Raw genomic sequence first — 11,498 nt, 5'->3', positions numbered from 1 at the left:
TGGTGTCATGAGCACGGCATGGATCTGGGATGAGAAGTACATGTGGCACGACACCGGCACCGGGGCGGGGCCGCTGCCGGCCGGCGGGTGGATCGAGCCGATGGAGCACATCGAGGGGCCCTCGGCCAAGCGGCGCTTCGCGAACCTGGTCGCCGCATCCGGATTGCTCGCCCAGCTCGTGCCGGTGCCGGCGCGACGGGCGACGGAGACGGACATCGAGCGCGTGCACACGCGGGCCCATCGAGAGCGGATCGCCGCCGACGCCGCCACCGGGCGCGGTGACGCGGGCGACGACTCGAGCCCGTTCGGGCGGGAGTCGTACGACATCGCGCTGCTCGCTGCGGGCGGGGTGATCGCGGGGGTCGATGCCGTGTTCGACGGGGTGGCCGACAACGCCTACGCGCTCGTGCGTCCCCCGGGCCACCACGCCTCGCCCGAGACCGGGTGGGGGTTCTGCATCTTCAACAACGTGGCCGTCGCCGCGCGCTATGCGCGGGAGGTGCGCGGGGCGGAACGGGTGGCGATCGTGGACTGGGACGTGCACCACGGCAACGGCACGCAGGACGCGTTCTGGAACGACCCGTCGGTGCTCACGCTGTCGATCCACCAGGATGGTGCCTACCCACCCGGTTCGGGTGCGCTCGGCGAGCTGGGCGCATCCGGGGCCGAGGGCACCAACCTCAACGTGCCGCTGCCGCCCGGGTCGGGTCACGGAGCGTACGACGCCGTCTTCACCGAGGTGGTCGAGCCGGCGCTGCGGCGGTTCGCGCCGTCGCTCATCCTGGTGGCGAGCGGGCTCGACGGCAACGGGATGGACCCGCTGGCGCGGCAGATGCTGCACTCGGAGTCGTTCCGCATGATGGCGGGGCGCATCAAGGCGCTGGCCGAGGAGCTCTGCGACGGGCGGCTCGTGATGGCGCACGAGGGCGGATACTCGCCGTTCGTGGTGCCGTTCTGCGGGCTCGCGATCGTGGAGGCGCTGAGCGGGGTGCGCACGCCGGTGGTCGACCCGTTCCTGCCGGCGATCGAGGGGTACGGGCAAGAGCTGTGGCCGCACCAGGCGGAGGCGGTGGCGCGGGCGGCGGCGCAGGTGGAGGCGGTGCCGGTCGCGGGCTCGGGGCCGGGCGCGGGTTCGGGTTCGGGCCCGGGTTCGGGGTCGACCCTCCGAGGTTCCTGAGCGTCGGGCACCTCGGCGACGAGGCGTTGAAGGCTGGAACGAACGACAGGAAGGGGGCAGTCATGCCCGAGCTCTACGATCTCTTTCCGATTCTGTTCGTGATCGCCCTGGCGGTCATCGCCGTCGTGGCCGTGGTCATCGTCGTGCAGATCGTCGCCAATGTGAGGCGGGTCAGGCAGGCGGGGCACAACCCGCTGACGCTGCAGGCCGACCTCACGACGAAGCTGCTCGACAGCGAGATGCTGAGCAAGGACCGGTCGACCGAGGAGCGGCTGGGTGAACTCGACCGGTTGCACGATCGCCAGGCGATCTCGGAGGACGAGTACCGCACGGCCCGCGCCCGCGTGCTGGCGGGGCGCTGATGCAGACCGTGGGGATTCTCATCACCGTCGTGATCTACGCGGTGGGTGTGCTCGTCGTGGCGTTCGTGCTCGGGGCCGTGGTGCGGTGGTCGGTGCGCAAGGGCATCGAGGATGCGCTGTACTCGAAGGGCAAGGACGGGCTGTGGGGAGTGAATCCGTGGGTGATGTCGGCGGCCCGGGAGCTGGTGGCGACGGTGGACCGGGAGCGGACGCAGGCGCGGGCGGCGGATCCGGAGGGTCCCACCAAGGAGGACCCGCCGCGAGCGTGAGCACTGCGGCGCGGGTGGAGACCGCGAGCGTGGCGGCGTGGGTTCGGACGCTGTCGGAGCCTCACGGGGATCCCGGAGGAGGTGCGGCGTCCGCCGTGATGCTGGCGTTCGCGGCATCGCTCGCGGGAATGGTGGCGGGATACAGTGCGCCCGCGAAGTTCGAGGGCGCACCCGTCGGCGGGGACGACGGTGCAGCCACCGACGGGGACGAAGGTGCCTCCAGCGGCTGCGGCGACGGCGCGATCAGCGGCGGCGAGCAGAGCACGACCATCGGCGCCGACCAGGGGGCGGGCGGCCGACACGGCGGATGGGAGGCCGCTAGGCGGGCAGTCGCTGAGCGGGTCGCGGCGTTGCGTGAGAAGGCGTTGCAGTTGGCCGACTCCGACGCGGAGGCATCGGGGGCGTTCAGCTCGGCGTTCGCGCTTCCGCCCGGAACCGACCACCACCACGCCGCCGTGAGGGTGGCGGCCCTGGGTGGCGCACGCTCGTCGGCCGCGCTTGGAGGGGCGGCACTCGCGCTCCTGCCTGATCTCGACTGGCTCTCCCGCGAGGGCAATCCCGCCGTGGCCGCCGACGTCGCCGTCGCACACGCCGCCCTGCGGGCCGCCCTGACGGGCGCCCGCACCAACCTCTCCGCCGACCTCGCCCTCTACGAGGCCGCCCCGCCCGCCACCGCGGCCACCGCGGCCGACGCAGACCTTTCCGCGCTCCGCGACACCCTGGCCGCGATGGACGCCGCCCTGACGACGGACGCCTCCGGGGGCGGCCACACTTCTGCATAAGAATCCGGGGGTGCAACCTCTCTCAGCGCTTGCACCCCCGGATTCTTATGCAGAACTGCGCGGGGCGGCGGGGCGGCTGACGCCTACCGGGCGCCGAGGAGGTGCTCGAGGGCGAGCTGCTGCAGGCGCACGAAGCCGAAGCCCTTGCCGTCGAAGTAGGCGCCGGCGTCGAACTCCTCGAACGCGGTCGGGTCGGCGAGCAGCTCGGCGTAGCCCTCTCCGGAGCCGAGCGTCGGCACCGACAGCTCGGGCACGCGCGACGCCGCCAGCGCCTCTTGCACCTCGGGGTCGGCGCGGAACGCCGCCGCCCGCTCCTTGAGCAGCAGGTAGGTGCGCATGTTCGCCGCCGCCGACTCCCACACGCCCTCCGGGCCCTCGGTGCGCGACGGCTTGTAGTCGAAGTGCCGCGGCCCGTCGTAGGCGGGCCCGCCGGCCGGGCCGCCGTTCTCGAGCAGGTCGACCAGCGCGAAGGCGTTCTGCAGGTCGCCGTGCCCGAACACGAGGTCTTGGTCGTACTTGATGCCCCGCTGCCCGTTGAGATCGATGTGGTAGAGCTTGCCCTGGTAGAGCGCCTGAGCGATGCCCGCGGCGAAGTTGAGCCCGGCCATCTGCTCGTGCCCGACCTCGGGGTTCACGCCCACGAGCTCCGGCCGCTCGAGCGACTCGATGAAGGCCAGCGCGTGCCCGACGGTCGGCAGCAGGATGTCGCCCCGTGGCTCGTTCGGCTTCGGCTCGATCGCGAAGCGGATGTCGTAGCCCTTGTCGGTCACGTAGTCCCCGAGCAGGTTCACCGCCTCGCGGTACCGCTCGAGCGCCGCCCGGATGTCTTTCGCCGCGTCGTACTCGGCCCCCTCGCGCCCGCCCCACATCACGAAGGTCTTCGCGCCGAGCTCGGCGGCGAGATCGATGTTGCGCAGCACCTTCCGCAGCGCGAACCGCCGCACCGCGCGGTCGTTCGAGGTGAACCCGCCGTCTTTGAACACGGGGGCCGAGAACAGGTTCGTCGTGACCATCGGCACGATGATGCCGGTGTCGGCGAGTGCGCCCTTGAGTCGGTCGATCTGGGTCTGCCGCTCGGCGTCGCTGGAGCCGAAGGCGAACAGGTCGTCGTCGTGGAAGGTGAGGCCGTAGGCGCCGAGCTCGGCGAGCTTCTCGACCGCGTGCACCACGTCGAGCGGCGCACGGGTGGGGCCACCGAAGGGGTCGGCCCCGTTGTAGCCGATGGTCCAGAGGCCGAACGAGAACTTGTCGGCTCGGGTGGGGATGGGCGCCATGGTCGTGCTCCAGTCAACGTCGTCGGTGAGAGTCCGGGTGAAAAAGGTGTCGGCTACAACATATTCGCCGCGACCCGGGGCGTCAACGGATGCGCCCACATTTGTTCGTAGAATGGACAAATGGCGCGAGAGGAGCGGCGATGACCCCCGGCCCCGCTCCGCGAGCCCCGCACGGCCTCGGCACCGGCAACGACCAGACGCGCCGCCACAACCTCTCCGCCGTGCTCACCACGCTCCACCACGACGGCGACCACACCCGCGCCCACCTCACCCGCCGACTCGGCCTCAACCGCTCCACCATCTCGGCCCTGGTCGGCGAACTCGTCGACCTCGGCCTGGCCTACGAGACCGCCGCCACCGCCCACGCGGGCGTCGGCCGCCCCAGCCCACACGTGCACCCCGACCCCTCGGTCGGCGTGATCGCCGTCAACCCCGACACCGACGCCGTCACCATCGGCCTGGTCGGTCTCGGCGGCACCGTGCACCGACGGATGCGCGTGGAGACCGCGACCGTCCCCACGGTCGCGGAGACGGTCGCCCTCGTCGAACGTGTGATCGCCGACTGGACCGCGACCGCCATCGCAACCACCCCGGTGCGCATCGTCGGCGTCGGCGTCGCGGTGCCCGGCCTCGTGCGCACCGAGAGCGGCGTCGTGACCATGGCCCCCCACCTCGGCTGGCGCGACGCGCCCGTGGCCGCGCCCCTAGGAGCAGCGCTCGGCCTCCCCGTCGCGGTCACCAACGACGCCCACGCCGGCGCGATCGCCGAGAGCCTCTACGGCGCCGCCCGCGGCGTGCGCGACCTCGTCTATCTCAACGGCTCCAGCGGCGGCATCGGCGGCGGCGTGCTCGTGGGCGGCCTCCCCCTCCGCGGCGCCCGCGGCTTCGGCGCCGAACTCGGCCACACCCGGGCTCCCGGCGCCACGATCGTGTGCCACTGCGGCCGCACCGGATGCCTCGAGACCGAGGTGTCGCTCGACCGCCTGCTCGCCGTGCTCGGCCGCACCTCGATCGACCTCGACGAGCTCGACGCCGCACTGACTGGCCACGCCACCGACCCGTCCGTCCGCCACGAGGTCGAGCGCCAGCTCGACGTGTTGAGCTCGGTACTCTCCGACTACGTGAGCGTGTTCGAGCCCGAACGCATCGTGCTCGGCGGCTTTCTCGGCTCCCTCATCGCGGGCGGCGCCGATACCCTGCTCGACCGCGTGCGCGCCGGGGCCTTCGCCCCGCTGGCCGACGACCTCACCATCACCCGCGCGCAACTGCGTTCGAGGCTGCTCCTCGTCGGAGCCGCCGAGCTCGCCTTCGCCCCGCTCCTGGCCGACCCCGCCGGGGTGGCGAAGAGCGGGCCCACCCTTCAGGTCCCGAGCACGAACTCCGACCCGGGCCCCGCGAACAGCGACTCCGCCGTGTGGGCGTCCGACACCAGCCCGTCGTCGGCCAGGTAGCGCAGCAGCACCTCGAGCATCCCCCGGTTCGCCGCGAACCCCGAGGCCCAGTAGTCGTCACCCAGCTGGCGCTCGGCCTCGAGCAGCGACTCCAGCTGCCACGGCAGCAGCGTCGACAGCGCCGTCGAGTCGTAGAGCGCGGCCCGTGCCGCATCCTGAGCCGCGGTGAACGCCCGGTACACGGCGGGCACGAGCTCCGGATGCGCGTCGGCCAGCGACCGCTTGATGGCCACCAGGTGCATGGGCGGAAAGATGCCGGTCTCCTTGAAGTAGGAGAGCTCCTCCGCCTGTGCTGACGAGTACGCGTCGCCGTCGAACAGCCGCACCACCCGCGACGACGGCCAGGTGCTGGGCGCCCGGGCCGTGTAGAGCGCGTCGATCTCGCCCTCGGCGAGCAGCTGCGCGAGGCTCTTGTCGCTGCGGTGCTCCACCGTGAAGCGCGGCGGGTAGAACTGCGGATGCTCGTCGCCCGACCGCGCGGCCTCCAGCCCGCCCGACACGTAGGTGGGCGCGGTGCGCGGCAGTCCGTAGTGCTCCTCGAGGATGCCGCGCAGCCACACCGCGGCCGCCATGTCGAACACCGGGATGCCCACACGGCGGCCGGCGAGATCGGCCGGCGTGCGGATGCCCGCGTCGGCGTTCACGAAGATGCACGAGAGCCTGAAATGCCGCGAGGGGAAGACGGGCAGCGCGAGGTAGGGCTGCCCCTCCTGCTCGAGGGTGCGCACGTAGGTGCCGACGGGGAACTCGCACACGTCGAAGGTGTGCTCCACGAGCTGCTTGTTGAACAGGGCCTGCGTGGGCATGAGCGTGACCTCGGTCTCGAGCACGAGGCCGTCGGCGGCGAGCGCGACCGAGCCGTCGGCGAGCGGGCGGGCGCGGTCGGTGTCGGAGAGGCCGAGGGTGAGTCTCATCATGGTGCTCCAGGGTCGAGGGTGGTGAGGGAAGCGGATGCGGGTACAGGCCCGGATGATGCGCCGGCGGCAGCCGTCGCGCGGGCGGCGAGCACCTCGTCGATGCGCCCGCGGAAGGTGCCGGCGAAGCGGGGGTCGAGCTCCCACTCCACCGAGACGATCTCGGGAACCCGGGTCTCCCATCCGTCGGGCAGCCGGGCGGCGTTGTTCATCACGACCACGTCGGCGCCCACCAGCCGCGAGGGGTCGTCGACCCCGATGTGGAACGGCTCGATCGCGCCGGCGTAGTACTGGCCCACCAGCGCGGTCATCCACGAGACCCCGCGCGCGGTCGGAGCTGCAGCCACCATCCGCGGGGCCGACCGCAGGGCGACGAGTCGGCGCATGACCGACTGCGAGGCCACGAAGTTCACCTCGACCACGCGGTCGAAGCCGGTGACGATGTCGCCGAGGTCGTCGAGGTGGAAGATCGGCGTGGTCACCACGTCGAACTCCTCGTCGAGCCGTCGCCCCCAGGCGTCGTCGATGAGCACGGGCTGCACCTCGATGCCGGTGGCTTCGCGCACGAGCGCGTGCATGTGGTCGAGGTCGCGGCGGTTGCACTCCACGAAGGCCACCTTCGGCGACTCCTCGAGCTGGCCGACGGCCTGGGCCACCAGCTGCCGGATGTCGTCGAGCACGATGCCCGAGCGCCAGGCCTTCGCCAGCACCCGCCCGAGCTCGTCGGCGATCTCGTCGCGGGAGTGCACCGCGGCGGTGCCCGCCTGCACCACGAAGCTGCCGCGGCGCGGCACGGTGCGCACCAGCCCCACCTCGACGAGACGTTTGAGAGCGCGGTCGACCGTCGACGGGTTCGAACCGAGTTCCTCGGCGAGGGCCCGGCACGACGGCAGCTTCGTGCCCGGGGCATAGCGGCCGGCGCTCAGCCGCTCGAGCAGGCTGCGGTAGACGTCGGAGACGGTGAGCACCTCGTCGATCACGGCGCCTCCCCGACGAGCACGAGGTTCGGGGCGGGCACCCCGGCCGACCGCACGGCGACGAAGCCGGCGGCCTCGAGCATCCGGATGAGCTCGGGGGCCAGGCGGGCACGGCCGGGGGTCTCGATCTGCATCATGAGGTCGAACAGCGGACCGAAGGCGCCGGGCAGGCCCGCGGCGTCGCCCGGGATCTCGAGCACCACGAGCGCTCCGCTCGGGGCGAGCGCGGCCCGGGCCCGCGCGAGCAGCAGTGCCGCTGCGGCGTCGTCGAGGTCGTGCAGCAGGTGCGAGACCAGCACGGCGTCGGCGGTGCCGGCGGGCACCCCGAGCGAGGGTTCGCCGTCGGCCAGCACGTCGGCCGCGAGCACCGTCACGCCCGGCGTGGCCGCGGTGTCCTCCGCGGCCCAGGCGGCGACGGCGGGCAGCTCGACGAGTGTGACGGAGGCGCCGGCCCCTGCGAGCGGGACGGCGTACGAGCCGAGGCCGCCCCCCACGTCGACCACGTGCCGAGGCCGAGCGCCGGGCGGCATCGTGGCCGTGAGTTCAGGCAGCGCCGCGAGGTCGGGGCCGGTGAGGCGGGCGAGCGTCACGAGCGCGCGAAGGAAGCTGCGGGCGGTCTCCGGGTCGTCGGCCACGCGGGCCCGCCACGGCGCGATCGTGGGGGTTCCGCTCTGCACTGCGCGGTGGAGCTGCTGCCACTCCCCCGCCAGGTAGGACTCCTTGCCCACGAGATCGACGAGGTCGCCACCCCGCGACAGTCGCGCGGCGATGGGCGTGGGGAGGTAGCTGCGCTCGTCGGGCGGCCCGTCGGCCGCGGCCAGGAGCCGGAGCCCCACCAGCGCGTCGAGCAGCGCGCGCGTCGCCGCAGGCGCGCTGCCGCAGCGCTCCGCGACCTCGTTCGCGCTCACCCCGGCACCGGAATCCACGCCCGCGACTGCACTCGCGGCACCCGCACGCCCGTCTGGATCGGCGTCCGCCACACCCGCACCCGCGAGCACCGCATCGAAGACACCGAGCCGCACCGCAGTGGCCAGCGCCGCCGCCGGTTGATACCCGGTCAGGATGTCGAGCACGTCGTACTCGCCGAGTTCCTCGGTCATCGCTTCGACCCCTTCCTCATGGCGCGGTAGCTGCGCGCCGCCGCCACCAGTCCCGCCGCTTCGTCGGCCGCCCCGGAGACCGTCGAGCGCACCCGGCCGGCCGCGCCGGCGAGAACGCCCCGCACCCCGCCCGCACCGTTCCCGCGCGCGCCGCCCCGCGCATCCGCGATCACGGCCTCGGCCGCAGCCCGGCCCGACGCCCCCGACAGTCCGCCGCCCGGATGCACGCCCGCCCCCGCAAGATAGAGCCACGGCGCCTCGGTGCGGGCGCCGCGCCCGCTCGCCGGACGCCAGCCGAAGAGCTGGTCGAGCGTGAGGTCGACGTGGTTCGGGTTGCCGATGCCGCCGATGCGCTCGGCCCAGCCGAGCGGCCCGGTCACCACCACCTCGGAGCCCTCGGGCGCGACATCGCGATCGAGCTGGCGCGACACCGCCTCGATCACAGCGGCGCCCGCCTGCTGCTCGCGCTCGCTCGTCCACGGCCCGTCGGCCCGCTCGATCGGCACCACCGACGACAGCCAGACCGCCGAACCGGTGACCCCCTCGTCTTGCGGAACGTCGGCCACCATCGCCCACGGCGACGCGGGCAGACGGCCCGCGATGAGGTCGCCGAACCCGCGGTGGAGGTCGCCGAGACCGCTCTGCACGAAGTGGATCGCGTCGTCGTCGAGCAACGGCGCCGACGACGCTCGCGTGATCGACACGGTGAGCTCAGAGACGTTGAACTGCCCCGATCGCTGGCTGGCGGCGTCGAGCCGCAGCGCGGCGGGGGCGGACCCCGCCCGTTCGAGCAGCGCCGCGGTGCGCGGCACCCCGATGGTCGACACCACCCGGCCGGCCTCGAGGCTCTCGCCCGAGTCGAGCACGACGATCGGATGCGCGCCGGTCCCGCCGCCCGCGCCCGCCATCCGCACCTCACGCACGGCGGCGCCCGTGCGCACCGTGCCGCCCGCCGCCTCGAAGGCGCGGCGCAACGACCCGGTCAGCGCCGCCGAACCGCCTTCGGGACGCACGGCCGCGTGCCCGTGCCCGGAGGGCAGCATCATCGCCATCGCTCCGGAGCCCGGCGCCCACGACGGGATCTGGCTGTGCGAGGCGTAGAGCTCGAGCGCCGCGCGCGTGCGCGGATCGGTGACCGCCTGCTCGATCACGGCGCGGGCGGGCGCGAGCAGCGAACGGAAGAGCTCGTCGCCCCCGCGCAGGCGCGCGAGCACCGTCGCGAGCTGTGTGAGGGTGGGCGGCTCGGGGAAGCGGTCGATCATGCCGAACAGGCTCGCCGCGCGCTCGGCGAGGTCGAGGTAGGCGGGTCCGTCGGAGCCGAGCGCCGACGCGGTCTCCTCGGCGGAGACGGCGAAGCGGCGGTCCTCGCCCGCCACGCGGAACACCGCCAGGGTGTCGCGCTCGCGAAAGCGGAGGCCGTGCTCGGCGAGGCCGAGATCCTCCGCCAGGGCGTGCACCCCGCCGTGGTCGATCGCGCCGCGTTCGCGGCGGAGGCCGCGCGAGTCGGTGTCGGTCCACACGCAACCACCCACCTCGTCTGCCGCCTCGAGGAGCGTCACGGCGAAGCCGGCGCGCGCGAGCAGCAGCGCGCACACGAGACCGTTGTGGCCGGCGCCGATCACCGCGACCGACTCGGCCGCCCGCGGCTGCGGTCCGGTTCGCGCGTCCGCACCTGCACCCGCCCCGCTCACGCCCGCGACCACCCCTCCGCGGCGAGCGCCGACGCCCGCGCGATGCGCCGCACCAGCGGCCGGCACCGCTCGATCTGCGCCGCCTCGTCCACCGACACGCACCGGTGGTCGCTCACGAGCATCCGCCCGTCGACGAACACCGCCGCCACCGAGCGCGGAGACGCCCCGTACACGAGCTGCCCCTCGGGGTCGTGCAGCACCGACACGTCGACGGTGTCCTGGTAGAGCACCACGTCGGCGCGCTTGCCGGGCTCGAGGCTGCCCACCAGGTGGTCGAGCCCGAGGGCGCGGGCACCGTCGATCGTGGCCATGCGCAGCACGGTGGAGGCGTCGATCACCGACGGGTCGATGTGGTGCACCTTCTGCAGCAGGGCGGCCATCTTCACGGCCTGCAACATGTCCTGCGAGTCGTTCGAGGCGGCGCCGTCGGTGGCCACGCCCACGAGCACGCCGGCCCGCCGCAGCACGGGCACGGGGCAGACGCCCGAGCCGAGGATCATGTTCGCCACGGGGTTGTGCGCGACCGCGGTGCCGCGCTCGGCGAGCAGCTGCACGTCGCGATCCGTCGCCCACACCGCATGGCCGGCGATGAGCGGTCCGTCGAGCAATCCGATCGTGTCGGCGTGGTCGATGGTGCGCTCCCGCCAGCGCTGGCTGGCCACCACGAGCTCTTCGCGTGTCTCGGCGAGGTGCGTGTGCACCGCCCAGCCGTGCTCGCGGGTGGCGGCGACCCCGGCCGCGAGCAGCGCGTCGCTCTGCCCGAGCAGGGTGCCGACGCCGTAGCGGAACGACACCAGCCCGGTGCCCGCCGCATCCGGCGCACCCGCATCCGGCGCACCCGCATCCGGAGCCCCCGTCGCCGCGGCCTCGACCGCGGCCTGCACCTGGCGGGCGGATGCCTCGGCCGCCGCCCGCTCGAGCGCGAACTGCTCGGCCAGCACCTCGTCGACCCCGGCCCACGGCGGCAGCGCCGGATCGGCCACGTCCTCCGCCCCGAACGACACCACGGCGCGCAACCCGGATCGCTCGATGCCGTCGACCACGCCCACGCTCGCGTGCGAGCCCGGGTTGCAGTGCACGAACATGTCGTTCACGGTCGTGACGCCCGAGAGCAGCAGCTCCACGGCGCGGAGGGCGGTGCCCTCGGCGGCGTCCTCCTGGGTGAGCACCGCCCCGAGCGGGCCCACAATGCGCTCGCCCCACTCGAACAGCGTGAGCTCGGAGCCCATGCCGGTGGCGAGCGCCTCGGAGAGGTGCGTGTGGGTGTTGACGAACCCGGGCGCGACGATTCCGGTGCCGTCGCCCACCACGTCGAGCTCCGGATGCGCGGCCCGCAGCGCGGTCCAGTCGCCCACCTCGACGATCGCCCCGCCGCGCAGGTGCACCGCCGCGTCGGCGATCGTGCCGAGCGGCCCCTGGGTGATCACCCACGCCCCGCGCACCAGAACCTCCCGGCGCGCGATGTCCCGCGCATCCGTCATACCGCCACCCCCGTCAGCCC

The 11,498-nt window shown here is 73.5% G+C and carries 11 protein-coding genes; 5 read left to right on the top strand and 6 right to left on the bottom strand.

What is annotated here, in order from left to right:
- The first annotated feature begins 7 nt into the window (after positions 1–7).
- From N1031_RS09955 to N1031_RS09940, 4 genes are all read left to right on the top strand, one after another.
- Positions 8–1,177, top strand: coding sequence for a histone deacetylase-like amidohydrolase (locus tag N1031_RS09955; RefSeq protein ID WP_259479476.1), 1,170 nt, complete (start codon positions 8–10; stop codon positions 1,175–1,177).
- A 62-nt stretch (positions 1,178–1,239) separates the two neighbouring features.
- Positions 1,240–1,539: an SHOCT domain-containing protein gene (locus tag N1031_RS09950; RefSeq protein ID WP_259479475.1), complete on the top strand. Its 300-nt coding sequence runs from the start codon at positions 1,240–1,242 to the stop codon at positions 1,537–1,539.
- Complete coding sequence (locus N1031_RS09945) at positions 1,539–1,808, top strand: hypothetical protein (protein ID WP_259479474.1); 270 nt, start codon at positions 1,539–1,541, stop codon at positions 1,806–1,808. The genes N1031_RS09950 and N1031_RS09945 overlap by 1 nt, the downstream gene beginning before the upstream one ends.
- A complete protein-coding gene (locus N1031_RS09940; protein WP_259479473.1) occupies positions 1,805–2,590 on the top strand; it encodes a cyclodeaminase/cyclohydrolase family protein in 786 nt (261 codons plus the stop codon). The genes N1031_RS09945 and N1031_RS09940 overlap by 4 nt, the downstream gene beginning before the upstream one ends.
- An 83-nt stretch (positions 2,591–2,673) precedes the next feature.
- Here N1031_RS09940 and xylA read toward each other — a convergent pair whose 3' ends face one another.
- The gene (xylA, locus tag N1031_RS09935) at positions 2,674–3,864 is read right to left on the bottom strand and encodes a xylose isomerase (RefSeq protein ID WP_259479472.1); all 1,191 of its coding nucleotides are present in this window, start codon (positions 3,862–3,864) and stop codon (positions 2,674–2,676) included.
- Between the two features lie 140 nt (positions 3,865–4,004).
- On the opposite strand from xylA, the gene N1031_RS09930 reads away from it, so the two are divergent.
- A complete protein-coding gene (locus N1031_RS09930) occupies positions 4,005–5,315 on the top strand; it encodes an ROK family transcriptional regulator (protein WP_259479471.1) in 1,311 nt (436 codons plus the stop codon).
- Here N1031_RS09930 and N1031_RS09925 read toward each other — a convergent pair.
- From N1031_RS09925 to N1031_RS09905, 5 genes are read right to left on the bottom strand one after another with little or no spacing between them, the layout of a single operon-like run.
- The gene (locus N1031_RS09925) at positions 5,225–6,232 is read right to left on the bottom strand and encodes a type 2 periplasmic-binding domain-containing protein (RefSeq protein ID WP_259479470.1); all 1,008 of its coding nucleotides are present in this window, start codon (positions 6,230–6,232) and stop codon (positions 5,225–5,227) included. The genes N1031_RS09930 and N1031_RS09925 overlap by 91 nt on opposite strands.
- Positions 6,229–7,209, bottom strand: a complete 981-nt coding sequence (locus N1031_RS09920) for a GntR family transcriptional regulator (protein ID WP_259479469.1) — start codon at positions 7,207–7,209, stop codon at positions 6,229–6,231. Before N1031_RS09920 ends, N1031_RS09925 begins: the two co-directional genes overlap by 4 nt.
- On the bottom strand, positions 7,206–8,306 hold the full coding sequence (locus tag N1031_RS09915) for a methyltransferase (protein ID WP_259479468.1): 1,101 nt from the start codon (positions 8,304–8,306) through the stop codon (positions 7,206–7,208). Before N1031_RS09915 ends, N1031_RS09920 begins: the two co-directional genes overlap by 4 nt.
- Entirely contained in the window at positions 8,303–9,997 is a 1,695-nt protein-coding gene (locus tag N1031_RS09910) for a phytoene desaturase family protein (RefSeq protein ID WP_259479467.1), read from the bottom strand. The genes N1031_RS09915 and N1031_RS09910 overlap by 4 nt, the downstream gene beginning before the upstream one ends.
- The gene (locus tag N1031_RS09905; protein WP_259479466.1) at positions 9,994–11,478 is read right to left on the bottom strand and encodes an amidohydrolase family protein; all 1,485 of its coding nucleotides are present in this window, start codon (positions 11,476–11,478) and stop codon (positions 9,994–9,996) included. Before N1031_RS09905 ends, N1031_RS09910 begins: the two co-directional genes overlap by 4 nt.
- Positions 11,479–11,498 lie beyond the last annotated feature (20 nt).

The sequence above is a fragment of the Herbiconiux moechotypicola genome (genome assembly GCF_024979255.1).
Classification (GTDB): domain Bacteria; phylum Actinomycetota; class Actinomycetes; order Actinomycetales; family Microbacteriaceae; genus Herbiconiux; species Herbiconiux moechotypicola.
Note: the sequence above shows the minus strand (reverse complement) of the source record. Positions and strands in the feature narration are given on the sequence as shown.

Excerpts from the sequence above, each read along its gene's own strand:
- N1031_RS09915 (WP_259479468.1), bottom strand. The coding sequence starts at position 8,306 with ATGACCGAGGAACTCGGCGAGTACGACGTGCTCGACATCCTGACCGGG.
- N1031_RS09905 (WP_259479466.1), bottom strand. The coding sequence starts at position 11,478 with ATGACGGATGCGCGGGACATCGCGCGCCGGGAGGTTCTGGTGCGCGGG.
- N1031_RS09930 (WP_259479471.1), top strand. The coding sequence starts at position 4,005 with ATGACCCCCGGCCCCGCTCCGCGAGCCCCGCACGGCCTCGGCACCGGC.
- N1031_RS09925 (WP_259479470.1), bottom strand. The coding sequence starts at position 6,232 with ATGATGAGACTCACCCTCGGCCTCTCCGACACCGACCGCGCCCGCCCG.
- N1031_RS09945 (WP_259479474.1), top strand. The coding sequence starts at position 1,539 with ATGCAGACCGTGGGGATTCTCATCACCGTCGTGATCTACGCGGTGGGT.
- N1031_RS09955 (WP_259479476.1), top strand. The coding sequence starts at position 8 with ATGAGCACGGCATGGATCTGGGATGAGAAGTACATGTGGCACGACACC.
- N1031_RS09950 (WP_259479475.1), top strand. The coding sequence starts at position 1,240 with ATGCCCGAGCTCTACGATCTCTTTCCGATTCTGTTCGTGATCGCCCTG.
- xylA (WP_259479472.1), bottom strand. The coding sequence starts at position 3,864 with ATGGCGCCCATCCCCACCCGAGCCGACAAGTTCTCGTTCGGCCTCTGG.